Source organism: Caballeronia sp. M23-90 (genome assembly GCF_053574605.1).
In genome coordinates this window covers 1-404 of record NZ_JBSIPA010000978.1, presented here as the reverse complement: position 1 = coordinate 404, position 404 = coordinate 1, and the positions used below count along the sequence as shown (strand labels likewise).

Genomic DNA, 404 nt, shown 5'->3' with positions numbered 1-404 from the left:
CAGCGAATTCCATTAGGGCCAGCAGGCAGATACCGGCCTGCACAAACGGGCCGGACATAAGCGTGCTGCCTTAACCTGCCAGTCAACAACGCAAAACTGTTTGCAATCCGGGAGGCGTCCACATAAGACCTTCCTTAAAATGGCTCTTTTGAAAACGGAGTGGGCGACGGGGTTTAGCGGGCGTTTTCATTGAAGGGCGAGAAGTCGAATTCCAGCGATGAGAAACAAGACCGTGCGCATGGTTTCAAAGCGTGCATATCCACGAGCTTCTTCAAGTGTGTGCTGCGTTCGAGCCCGGTGCCGCGCAAGATCGTCACCGATCAGTTGCGCAGCTATCCGGCGGCAAAAGCCGAGATCCCGGAGCTTGCGAACGTGGAGCACGTGTTTGTCAAAGCGGCAGCTCG

General features: G+C 55.7%; 1 pseudogene. It reads left to right on the top strand.

The window, feature by feature from the left end:
• Positions 1 to 267 precede the first annotated feature (267 nt).
• Positions 268 to 404, top strand: a pseudogene (locus tag ACRXB1_RS37405) (IS6 family transposase); the annotation flags it as partial.